A 10376-nucleotide genomic window follows, 5' to 3' on the forward strand; every position below is an offset into this window, starting at 1 on the left:
AGGGCGAGGGGATCAGGAAATCAGGCCCGAAGATCGGCGTTTCGCCGGAATAGGCGCGCGCGGCGACATCTGACGGTTCCTCGCGGGCAAGGGCAGCGATCGCCCGCACCGCCGCCATCTTCATCTCTTCGTTGATGGCGCTGGCGCCGCAGTCCAGCGCGCCACGGAAAATATAAGGAAAACAAAGTACGTTGTTGACCTGATTGGGGAAATCGGAACGGCCGGTGCAGATCATCGCGTCGGGTCGTGCCGCCCGTGCCGCTTCCGGCATGATCTCGGGATTGGGGTTGGCCAGCGCCAGGATCAGCGGTTTTGGCGCCATATGCTGGAGCAATTCCGGTTTCAGCACGCCGGCGGCCGAAAGCCCCAGGAACACGTCGGCGCCCGGCAGCACATCGGCCAGCGTGCGCGCCTCGGTGTCCTTCACATAAGGGTCCTTCCAGCGGTCCATCTCATCGACGCGGCCCTTGTAGGCGACGCCGAAACGGTCGGTGACCCAGATGTTTTCGATGCGCGCGCCCAGCAAAACCAGCAAGTTGAGGCAGGCAAGGGCCGCTGCCCCGGCGCCGGAGGTGACGATCTTAATGTCGGAGATCGTCTTGCCGGCGAATTCCAGCCCGTTGAGCACGGCGGCGGCGACGATGATCGCGGTGCCGTGCTGGTCGTCGTGGAAGACCGGTATGGCCATACGGGCCTTCAGCCGTTCCTCGACCTCAAAACATTCGGGCGCCTTGATGTCCTCGAGGTTGATGCCGCCGAAGGTCGGCTCCAGCGCCGAGATGGTCTCGACCATCCGCTCGATGTCAGGCGCGTCAATCTCGATGTCGAAGACATCGATGCCGGCAAATTTCTTGAACAGCACCGCCTTGCCTTCCATCACCGGCTTGGAGGCCAGTGGGCCGATATTGCCCAAGCCGAGCACCGCCGAACCATTGGAGACAACGCCAACCAGATTGGCGCGCGCCGTGTAGTCGGCGGCCGCCGCCGGATTGTCGCGGATTTCCAGACAAGGCGCCGCGACGCCGGGCGAATAGGCAAGCGCCAGGTCGCGCTGGTTGCCGAGCGGCTTTGTTGCCTGGATTTCAAGCTTTCCAGGCCGTGGATGCTTGTGGAAATAAAGTGCGGCTTCGTCGAGGTCCGAGCGGGCCGTTTTTTTGATTTCGCCTTCCATACGGGCCTCCCTGCGATCCTGCCTTGAAGCCCTTTTAGCATGCAGCGTTGGATTTTCACGATGCCAAATGACGTAACCGCCAATTAGGCGGAAGAATCGTCAAAAACTCATCTATGTCAGATTGTTGCGCTGAACTCCTCACCTGCCATGTCGCTGCCGGGCTGATGTCATGGGAGCGCATTGCGCGACCTGGTACGTCCGATCGCCGGCGGTCAAGTCACGTCTGGCCGACCGTCAAGCAGTTTCCAGACGCTATCGACGATGGCCGGCCGTGGCCGCCGTTTCGCGATCACCGCAAGTGGCCACGCGGGCAGCGATGCGTCGGCGATCGCTGCATACCGGACGCCCTGAAATACAAGGCGCTGTGTCGATCGTGGCAGCAGGGCCGCGCCCAAGCCTGTGGACACGAGCGAAAGCATGGTCAGTGCCCGCGTCGCCTCCTGGACGATCCGCACGTCGAGGCCAGTCTTGGTGAATGTGTCTACGATGCGGGCATGGAGCGCCGGGCCTTGTGCAGCCGGAAACATGATGAGCCCGTGGCGGGCGATGTCCGCCAGCGTCACCCCGTGCGTCTGCCGGTCGTCAGGCAGAACGGCAACAAGATCTTCAGCAGGATAGTCATGGACGTCGAGACGTTCGTCGGTCCCGAGCGGTGGATGCACGAAACCGATGTCGATCTCACTGCGCGACAGCGCCGCAATCTGCTCATTGGTGGACACCTCGATGAGCTTTGGATGGATGTCCGGATATTTCTCGCGAAGCCGTGACAGGAGGTGCGGCAGATGCTCGTAAAGGGCCGCCGACACGAAGCCGATCCTGATCTCGCCAGCTTCGCCGTTATGCGCTGCGCGGGCGACATGAAGCGCCGAATCGGCGTGCCGTATGGATGCTCGAGCCTCTTCGACGAAGGCCGAGCCGGCGCGCGTCAAGGTCAGGCGGCGGTTGGCCCGCTCGAATAGCTTGACGCCGAGCTCCTTTTCCAGGCGCCCGATCGATTGACTAAGCGGAGGCTGCGCCATGGCCAGCCGCAGTGCGGCACGACCCATATGCAAATCGTCCGCAACAGCGAGGAAATGTCGCAAGTGCCGAAGTTCCATATCTTGACGATATCAAAAACCCTCAGACGCGTCATCGAAAAGATATCGAATAGCTGGCAGTCTTTGCGGAACGCAATTGCGACCGGAGACGTCATGATGTCCCATTTTACCGCCTTTCCCCTCGTGCTCACCGCAGCTGCTATGATCGCCGCTCCAGCACCGGCAGGAGAGCCGGATCTCGTCCGGGCCGACAGGTTCGTCGAACTTCGGACGGGCGAGCGCCTCTTCGTCCGGGAGGTGCGCCGTCCTGGCGCAGCGTCCGAAGCCAACTCCGCCGTCCTCCTCGTCCATGGCGCACGCCTGCCCGGCGTTGCGTCCTTCGATCTGCCTGTTGCGGGTGGGTCGCTTGCCGCCGACCTCGCGGCGGACGGGCACCTTGTCTATGTCCTGGATGTTCGCGGCTACGGCGCATCGAGCCGCCCTGCGGCCATGAACAGGCCGCCGGATAAGTCCGCTCCCCTGATGCGTACCGAAGACGTCGTGGCGGATATTTCCGCAGCGGTCGACGCTATCGCGAAATGGAGCGACGTTTCGAGGGTCAGCCTCGTCGGCTGGGCCACCGGCGGACATTGGGCCGGCGCCTACGCCAGCCGCTTTCCGCAGAGGGTTGACCGGCTCATCCTCTACAACACCCTGCATGGAGGCTCAGACCAGCACTCCACTCTTGGCACCGGCTCGCCGCTCGAAAATCCCGACCGGCCCGGGACGTTCAATGTCCATACGTTCGGCGGTTATCGGATGAATACACGTCAGAGCCTATTCACTGCCTGGGACGACAGCATCCCGGTCGCGGACAAGGCCCAGTGGCGCGATCCCGCGGTCGCTGCGGCCTATGGTGATGCAGCACTCGCCTCCGACGAGACGGCGCCGACGCGCCAGCCGCCGAGTTTCCGGTCCCCAAGCGGCGCCATGGCCGACAGCTTCGAACTCGCCTTCGGTCGCCGGCAATGGGCGGCGGCGGCACTCACCATGCCAGTGCTCGTCATCCGCTCCGGACGGGATATCTGGAGCCGGCCGGAGGACGCGAAGACAATCGTGGACGAATCACCAAAAGCGGAACGCCTAGACATCCCGGACGCCACGCACTTCGTGCATCTCGATCGCGAGGCCGCAGGGCGCGGTGTGTTCCTCGACGCTGTGAAGCGGTTTCTCGATCGGCAGGAGGAATGACCATGAAGGGTAGTTCATGTGTCCTGCGGGAGCAGCAGCCGCAAAGGTGTCAGATCGACCGCTTCCAGGCCTTGCGGCTACCGTCCACCCGAAAGCTACTCACCGCGCGGTTGCGGGCTACGCCTATCTCCGCCGCGCCACATCTCGACTCTCTCGTCTCTGCCATTTCCCTGCGCGTACAAACGTCAGAGTTCGCTAGGCCGGCGCCGTTTCCTTGGATGTTCATGCTTTTTTGTCATCGATGAGCGCACCCATCGCGGCGAGGTGGTCGGCGAAGCCGGCAACGAACCGCCTGACCTTCAACGGAATGAAGCGGTTCGATGGATAGACAGCATGCACATGGTGCGGCGCATAGTGCCAGTCCGGCAGCACATGTTCGAGCGAGCCTTCGGCGATGAGCGGATCGAGTATCACCCTGTGCCCGAGGCCGATGCCGACGCCGGACAGCAATGCCTGATGATTGAGCAGCGAATTGTCAGAGCGCATGGCCGGTCGGATTCGCACCTCGGCCTTTTCGCCGCCCGGGCCGGTGAGCGGCACGACATCGCGCTTCCTTATGTGGGCGTAAAGCAGATAATCATGGTCGGCGAGATCTTCCGGGCGCCGCGGCCGGCCCCGGCGGTCGAGATACTCTGGCGTGGCCGCGAGGCAGCGCCCGATCACGCCGAGCTTGCGCACGATCAGCCGGTTGTCATCGATGGTCCCCATACGGATTGCCACGTCGAGCCCCTCTGCGATCACATCGACGAAACTGTCGGTCAGCGCCACGTCAAGCAACAGTTCCGGATAGGCGCGCTTGAACTCGATCAGATAGCTGCCAAGCACGCCGGCGCCGAAGCTGGCCGGCGCGCCGACGGCAAGACGTCCGCACATCTTCGATTCGAGGCAGCCGACGCTGCGGTCCGCCTCCTCGATGCGCTCAATGATGTCGCGGGCGCGCTCCAGATAACGCCGGCCGGCTTCCGTTGGCGAAACATGGCGGGTCGTACGGTCAAAGAGCCGGACGCCTAGACGCTTTTCCAGTGCGCGGATCTGCTGGCTGACGGCGGGCTGGCTCAAGCCCAACTCGCGCGCTGCCGCCGAGAAGCTGGCGGTATCGCAGGCGCGTACGAAGCTGGTCAGCTCGGTCAAGCGGTCCATGATGGCAACTCTCCGTCGTGATTAATAAAGAAGAGTAATAAGAGATATAATGAATCGGCAAGTTCAAAAAGCTGAGCCTATGACGTAGATCCGCCTTGCTCCGCCTGGAGCTCTGGATCCCCAAACTGGAGACGATGCAATGCCGCTTTCCCGCCGTCATTTTCTCGCCGGTGCCGGCCTAACCGGCGGCACTCTCCTAGCCAATGTCTCCGTTCCGGCCTTGGCCCGCGCGCCCCTGGTCGACGCCGCAACGCTTGGCGCGCTGCGCCGCAACGTGGGATCGGTCCAGGTTACGGCGCTACTGGACGGCTATATCGACATTGGTTCCGAGCTGGTCATCGGGCTCGCTGAGGCCGATGCGGAGCGGCTGGCTGAGGCCAGCTTCCAGAAGCCCGGACCGCACCGCGCACCGGTCAATGCCTATCTCATCAATCTGGGCGACCGTCTGGTGCTCGTCGACGCCGGTACGTCGGACAGCATGGGCCCGTCACTCGGCCGACTTCCGGCCGCTATCGAGGCGGCGGGCGTTTCTCCGGACCAGATCGACACGTTGCTGATTACCCACATGCATCCCGACCATATCAACGGCGTTCTGACTCCCGCCGGCCAGGCGCTGTTTCCCAATGCCGAGCTCATCGTCACCGCCGCCGATTACGCCTTCTGGCATGACGACGCGAACATGAACCGGGCGCCGGATGGGGCAAGGCCGTTCTTCATCGGCGCCCGCCAGGCCGCCGCCGCCTATGCGAACCGCGTGCGGCAGGTGGCTGGCGAGGGCGAGGCGGTCGGCGCGATCCGCACCGTGCCGCTGCCCGGCCACACTCCGGGCCATGCCGGCTTCATCGTGGAATCGGACGGCGAGGCGCTGTTCATCTGGGGCGATGTCGTGCATATGGCTACCTACCAGTTCGCGCGCCCGGACTGGAGCATCGCCTTCGATGTTGATTCCAAGCTGGCTGCCGAAACGCGCAAGCGGACGCTCGACCGGGTCGCTGCTGACCGGATGCTGATCGCCGGCATGCATTTGCCGTTCCCCGGCATCGGCCATGTGGCGCGCGATGGCGACGCCTATCGCTTCGTGCCGGAAGAATGGCCCTATGCACTGTAGGGCGGCCAGCGCGGGAAGGGGCCATCATAGCCCAGCTGCTCCATGACGACGGCCACCTGCAAGGCCTGCTTCAGAGCACAATCGTCTCCCGGCGTTCCCAGCGGGTACCAAGCGTTCGGTACTAGAACGCGCTGACATAGGCGCCGCCGTCGACCGGTATGTTCTGCCCGGTCAGGTAGCCGGCATGAACTGAGCACAGGAAGGCGCAGATCTGGCCGAATTCCTCCGGCGTGCCGAGCCGCTTGGCCGGAACGTTGGCTGCTGCCTGGGTCTTGCGTGCGGCGGCAGCAGCCGGATCTTCGGGGGTGCCGGCTTCATGCGGGGGGCGCAGCCGATCGGTGTCGATCTTGCCCGGCAGCACGTTGTTGATCGTCACATTGCGGTCGATCACCGTCCGCGCGACGCCGGCCAGGAACGAAGTCAGGCCTGCGCGCGCGCCGGACGACAGATCGAGGCCGGGAATGGGAACATAGACCGACAGCGAGGTGATGTTGACGATGCGGCCGAAGCCGCGTTCGGCCATGCCGTCGATCACAGCCTGAACCAGTTCGACCGGGGTCACCATGTTCTGGGTGACGCCTTCGAGGATTTTTTCGCGGTCGAGTTCGCGGAAATCGCGAAGCGGCGGTCCGCCATTGTTGTTGACGAGGATATCGGGATCGGGACAGGCGGCAAGCAGCGCCTTCTGCACCTCGGGCTTCGACACGTCGCCGACGATTTCGGTGACCTCGACGCCAAATCTTTCCCGCAGTTCGGCGGCGGTCTTCGCCAGCTGGTCGGCATTGCGCCCGTTGACGACCAGATCGCAACCGGCCTCGGCCAGCGCCATGGCGCACCCGCGCCCAAGTCCTTTGCTCGAAGCACAGACGATGGCCTTTTTTCCGCGAATACCGAGATCCATGGCGATTTCTCCTCTGTTTGGCGCGGCAACCTACTCTTGAGGCTGGACCAATCGCAACCGTCATACGGTTGTTGCATGAATCGGGGCATAGGCTGCACGAGAGCAACGGTGAGAATCCAATGCCTGGCGCAGAGCCCCGCACTTTCCGCAGCATGTTCATCTCCGACGTCCATCTCGGATCGAAGGCGGCGAAGGCCGAGTTCCTGATCGATTTCCTGCGCCATCACGACGCCGATATCATCTATCTCGTCGGCGACATCGTCGACGGCTGGCGGCTGAGACGGAGCTGGCACTGGCCGCAGAGCCACAACGACGTCGTCCAGAAGTTGCTGCGTAAGGCGCGCAAGGGCGCCAGCATCACCTACATCGCCGGCAATCACGACGAGTTCGCGCGCCAGTTCCAAGGCGTGCATTTCGGCGGCATCGTCGTCGCCGACCGCGCCATTCACGAGACCGCTGACGGCAAACATCTTCTTGTCATCCATGGCGACCAGTTCGACACTGTCGTCCACAATGCGCGCTGGCTGGCCTATCTTGGTGACTACGCCTACGACGCGGCCATGCTCGTCAACCGCGTGGTGATGCGGCTTCGCCAACTGCTTGGTCTGCCTTATTGGTCGTTTTCGTCCTGGGCCAAGGTCAACGTCAAAAAGGCGGTGAATTTCATCGGCTCGTTCCAGACCATGCTGACCGAGGAAGCGCGCCGCTCGCATGTCGACGGCGTGATCTGTGGTCACATCCACCATGCCGCGATCGAAAATTATGAGGACGTGCAATACATCAACACCGGCGATTGGGTGGAGAGCTGCACCGCGGTGGTCGAGCATTTCGACGGCCGGATGGAGATCCTGCACTGGGCGCACGTCCTGCCGGAGGCTCCGGTCGGCAACGAAGTGCTCGTGCCGATCGACATCAAGGGCAGGGCAGTCCAGGCTGCCTGACCAAACCCGACCTCACCTCGCTTTAATCGATTAGTGCAAGCGGTTCCGCCGGCTTTTTCAGCATGTTATGGAATTGGCGTGCGCTGCAGACCGACTCGGCTGAACGCTGCGCCGACGGATTGCCTGTTGATGTCCTCCCTGCCGCCGCTTTCACCCGAACAGCTCGTCAAGCCGCGTCATTTCGAACTGCGGATGGGCCTGATTTTCTTCACGCTTTTCGTGCCGCTCGGAATACATTTGCCGTACTTCCCGCTGTGGTTGCAGGCAGAGGGTTTCGATGCCGAGCAGATAGCGGTCATTCTCGCAGCACCAATGTTCCTGCGCGTGGGGACGACGCCATTGCTTACAGCACTGGCCGACAGGGCGAGCGACCGCGCCCATGTTTATGTCGCGCTGATGGCCGCATCTGTGGCGTTGTCCGCCGGTTATTTTCTGACGCCGAGCTACGCCATGGTGCTCGCTGTTTCGCTGGCGCTCGCTGTGGTCTGGACACCGCATTCGCCGATTGCCGATTCGCTGGCACTGTCGGGAGTGCGCCGCTTCGGCTCCAACTACGCAAGCATGCGTAAATGGGGCTCGATCTCCTATCTATGCGCAAATCTTGCGGGCGGTTTCATCCTGTCGGCGACCGGCGCCCAGGCTGTTCCGATGATCATCTTCGTGGCGTTTGGCGCCGCACTTGTCGTCGGATTGATCGCGCCGCGGCTCGGCCGTCCGCGCCGTGCCTCGCTGCTTTCGGCGGCCGACATCCAGCAATCGGCGCCAAAACTCCTCAACGCCTATTTCCTGTATTTCTCCATCGGCGTCGGCGTCATCACCGCCAGCCACGCGTTTCTCTACGGCTTCGTGTCGATCTACTGGAAATCGATCGGCATCGGCGATCAGGTGGTCGGGCTGCTTTGGGGTTGGGGTGTGGTGGCCGAGATCGGCATGTTCATGGTCTTCACCCGGGTTTTCGGCTCCTTCTCGGTCGTGTCGATCATGGCGATGGCCGGGATAGGCGCGATCGTGCGCTGGATTGCCTTCCCCATGATCTGGCCGCTCGGCCTTGGCGTCGCCGGATTTTTCGCAGTCCAGACGCTGCATGCGGTCTCCGTAGCGCTGGTGCTGATCGGCCTGCAGAAAATGATCGGTGAGACGATCGCGGAGGAGCGCACCGGGGCCGCGCAAGGCATCGCCTATTTCTCCAACGGCTTTTTCACGGCCGTGGTGACGCTCTTGTCCGGCCCGCTTTATGACCGCTTCGGCGTGGACGGCTTTTTTGCCATGATCCCGATCGCCCTTATCGGCCTTGCGTTGATCGGGCTTGCCGCGCGTTCAGCCCCACAGCGCCGTATCGGGCGGTGACACCAGCGAACCCCGGTAGACGAGACCGGGAACACGGTCGCGGGCCAGCAGCAGTGGCCCGTCGAGATCGACGAAATCGGCATCCTGCGCCAAGAGCACGGCCGGCGCCATGGCCAATGACGTGCCAACCATGCAGCCAACCATGACGTCAAAACCCAGTACGCGGGCGCGATCGCGAAGGATGAGGGCAGCGGTCAAGCCGCCCGACTTGTCGAGCTTGATGTTGACGGCATCGTAAAGGCCGACAAGCGAGGCAAGGCCCTCTGCCTCATGCACGCTTTCATCGGCGCAGATCGGCACGGGATGCGCGATTTGGCGAAGGATGCCGTCACGGCCCGCCGGCAGCGGCTGTTCAATCAGGGCGATGCCGTATTCGGCGGCAGAGGCGAGATTTGCAACGATGTTGTCGTCGCTCCAGCCCTCATTGGCGTCAAGGATGATGCGGCTCGCCGGTGCCGCCTCCCTAACCGCGCGGATACGGGCCATATCGTTGTCACCGCCGATCTTGACCTTGAGCAGCGGGCGCTGGGCGTTGGCGCGGGCCTGGGCTGCCATCGCTTCGGGCTCACCGAGCGACAGCGTGTAGGCCGTCTCAAGCGCGCTCGGCGGAGCCGTGCAGATGCTGAATGCGACCGGCTTGCCTGTGATCTTCGCCTCCAGGTCCCATAGCGCGCAGTCGATGGCATTGCGGGCGGCTCCGGCGCGCATGGCATCGAGCAGCGCGGCCCGGCTGATGCCGCCAGCGATCTCGCCGCGCATCGCCTCGATCGCATCGCGCACACCGTCCATCGTTTCGCCATAGCGCTTGTAGGGGACGCATTCGCCGCGCCCGCTCTGGCCGTCCTCGTGGATCGTCACTGTGATAACCTCGGCTTCGGTTTTCGAACCGCGCGAAATGGTGAAGGTCCCGGCGATGGGAAAGCGCTCGGCCTCGACCGAAATGACACGCGCCATATTTTTCTGCTCCGGCTGTGCGACAACGAGCTTGTCGGCAAATCGACAGGTGGGTTCCGTCAGGTTAAACAGATTGGCCCGTCAGGCTAACAGGACGCCATGTTTACCATCCGCAAACGCCACGCAAGCGGCACGACCGCCAAGGAGGCCGACCACCAGCCGCGCGTCGCGGTCGGTGAGGAGGGTGGCGTTCTGGGCTGCGCCTTCTCCGGAAACTGGACGACGCGCACCGTGACGCTGGTCGACGCCGAGATGCGCAAGATCGAGAAGCGCAGCGGTTTCCAGACGCTGGCGCTCGACCTTTCGCATATCGAGAAGATGGATACCGCCGGAGCCTGGCTGATCGACCGCCTGGTCAGCGCCTTCGAAAAGAAAGGCGTCGAGATCAGGCTGCAAGGGGAAAGCGAGATTGCCTCGATCCTGCTCGGCGCCGTTGGCGACGCGGTCCGGCGCGAACCCGATTCCGGCGGCACAAAGCCGCCCAACATCATCATTCGTGCGCTAGAGGCGGTTGGGCGGCGGGTCTATGAAATGCGCGCCGATTTTC

The 10376-nt window shown here is 63.2% G+C and carries 10 protein-coding genes; 5 read left to right on the forward strand and 5 right to left on the reverse strand.

Going from position 1 to position 10376, the window contains the following annotated elements; all coding sequences use genetic code 11:
* Positions 1–1171, reverse strand: a 1171-nt coding sequence (locus tag EOA86_RS08580; RefSeq protein WP_281035642.1) for a malic enzyme-like NAD(P)-binding protein, incomplete at its 3' end; no start/stop codon positions are given.
* Between the two features lie 212 nt (positions 1172–1383).
* On the reverse strand, positions 1384–2217 hold the full coding sequence (locus EOA86_RS08585; protein WP_245497180.1) for a LysR family transcriptional regulator: 834 nt from the start codon (positions 2215–2217) through the stop codon (positions 1384–1386).
* Positions 2218–2364: 147 nt separating this feature from the next.
* Here EOA86_RS08585 and EOA86_RS08590 point away from each other — a divergent pair, with 147 nt between their 5' ends.
* Positions 2365–3438 carry an alpha/beta fold hydrolase gene (locus EOA86_RS08590; protein ID WP_128341242.1) on the forward strand — a complete coding sequence of 358 codons (1074 nt, stop codon included), beginning with the start codon at positions 2365–2367 and terminating at the stop codon, positions 3436–3438.
* Between the two features lie 222 nt (positions 3439–3660).
* Here EOA86_RS08590 and EOA86_RS08595 read toward each other — a convergent pair whose 3' ends face one another.
* Positions 3661–4578, reverse strand: coding sequence for a LysR family transcriptional regulator (locus tag EOA86_RS08595; protein WP_128341238.1), 918 nt, complete (start codon positions 4576–4578; stop codon positions 3661–3663).
* Positions 4579–4717: 139 nt separating this feature from the next.
* On the opposite strand from EOA86_RS08595, the gene EOA86_RS08600 reads away from it, so the two are divergent.
* Complete coding sequence (locus EOA86_RS08600; RefSeq protein ID WP_065009508.1) at positions 4718–5686, forward strand: MBL fold metallo-hydrolase; 969 nt, start codon at positions 4718–4720, stop codon at positions 5684–5686.
* A 121-nt stretch (positions 5687–5807) separates the two neighbouring features.
* Here EOA86_RS08600 and EOA86_RS08605 read toward each other — a convergent pair whose 3' ends face one another.
* Positions 5808–6587, reverse strand: a complete 780-nt coding sequence (locus EOA86_RS08605; protein ID WP_128341239.1) for an SDR family oxidoreductase — start codon at positions 6585–6587, stop codon at positions 5808–5810.
* A gap of 152 nt (positions 6588–6739) precedes the next feature.
* On the opposite strand from EOA86_RS08605, the gene EOA86_RS08610 reads away from it, so the two are divergent.
* Both EOA86_RS08610 and EOA86_RS08615 read left to right on the forward strand, forming a co-directional pair.
* Entirely contained in the window at positions 6740–7528 is a 789-nt protein-coding gene (locus EOA86_RS08610) for a UDP-2,3-diacylglucosamine diphosphatase (RefSeq protein WP_164759652.1), read from the forward strand.
* A 129-nt stretch (positions 7529–7657) separates the two neighbouring features.
* The gene (locus EOA86_RS08615) at positions 7658–8875 is read left to right on the forward strand and encodes an MFS transporter (protein ID WP_127209860.1); all 1218 of its coding nucleotides are present in this window, start codon (positions 7658–7660) and stop codon (positions 8873–8875) included.
* Here EOA86_RS08615 and dgcA read toward each other — a convergent pair.
* Positions 8846–9829, reverse strand: a complete 984-nt coding sequence (dgcA, locus tag EOA86_RS08620) for an N-acetyl-D-Glu racemase DgcA (protein WP_128341240.1) — start codon at positions 9827–9829, stop codon at positions 8846–8848. The genes EOA86_RS08615 and dgcA overlap by 30 nt on opposite strands.
* A 99-nt stretch (positions 9830–9928) precedes the next feature.
* On the opposite strand from dgcA, the gene EOA86_RS08625 reads away from it, so the two are divergent.
* A partial coding sequence (locus EOA86_RS08625; RefSeq protein WP_128341241.1) for an STAS domain-containing protein occupies positions 9929–10376 on the forward strand: 448 nt, incomplete at its 3' end.

Source organism: Mesorhizobium sp. M5C.F.Ca.IN.020.32.2.1 (assembly GCF_004023105.1).
In the GTDB taxonomy this organism is placed as follows: Bacteria; Pseudomonadota; Alphaproteobacteria; order Rhizobiales; family Rhizobiaceae; genus Mesorhizobium; species Mesorhizobium wenxiniae.

What these genes read in the sequence shown, in the direction of transcription:
- EOA86_RS08585 (WP_245497180.1), bottom strand. Translation starts at nt 2,217, where the DNA reads ATGGGTCGTGCCGCACTGCGGCTGGCCATGGCGCAGCCTCCGCTTAGT.
- EOA86_RS08590 (WP_128341242.1), top strand. Translation starts at nt 2,365, where the DNA reads ATGTCCCATTTTACCGCCTTTCCCCTCGTGCTCACCGCAGCTGCTATG.
- EOA86_RS08595 (WP_128341238.1), bottom strand. Translation starts at nt 4,578, where the DNA reads ATGGACCGCTTGACCGAGCTGACCAGCTTCGTACGCGCCTGCGATACC.
- EOA86_RS08600 (WP_065009508.1), top strand. Translation starts at nt 4,718, where the DNA reads ATGCCGCTTTCCCGCCGTCATTTTCTCGCCGGTGCCGGCCTAACCGGC.
- EOA86_RS08605 (WP_128341239.1), bottom strand. Translation starts at nt 6,587, where the DNA reads ATGGATCTCGGTATTCGCGGAAAAAAGGCCATCGTCTGTGCTTCGAGC.
- EOA86_RS08610 (WP_164759652.1), top strand. Translation starts at nt 6,740, where the DNA reads ATGTTCATCTCCGACGTCCATCTCGGATCGAAGGCGGCGAAGGCCGAG.
- EOA86_RS08615 (WP_127209860.1), top strand. Translation starts at nt 7,658, where the DNA reads ATGTCCTCCCTGCCGCCGCTTTCACCCGAACAGCTCGTCAAGCCGCGT.
- dgcA (WP_128341240.1), bottom strand. Translation starts at nt 9,829, where the DNA reads ATGGCGCGTGTCATTTCGGTCGAGGCCGAGCGCTTTCCCATCGCCGGG.